This is a genomic window from Mammaliicoccus sp. P-M59 (assembly GCF_022386135.1).
Lineage (GTDB): Bacteria > Bacillota > Bacilli > Staphylococcales > Staphylococcaceae > Mammaliicoccus > Mammaliicoccus sciuri_A.
Window position 1 is genome coordinate 1 of record NZ_JAJNJJ010000048.1, and the last position, 227, is coordinate 227.

1 pseudogene is annotated in these 227 nt (G+C 33.0%); it reads right to left on the reverse strand.

What is annotated here, in order from left to right:
• Positions 1-227 (reverse strand): annotated as a pseudogene (locus tag LQ617_RS15935) (hypothetical protein); the annotation flags it as partial.

The window sequence follows — 227 nt, forward strand, 5'->3', positions numbered from 1 at the left end:
TCTATCCTGTCGTTTTTCATTAAATGTATTTCTAGATATACAAATCGAGAATTATTAGGCTGTAGACTTAATACTTGGTTTATACTGACATCACCTTTTCGACAAACATAAGTACTTTCTCTGTCATAAGGAGATATTTGTTTTCTTACAATCACTACCGCATCTAAGACTGTATCCTCTGTGATTTCTTCTTCAATCTCAACTGTGAAAGTGTCGTGTTTATTGAC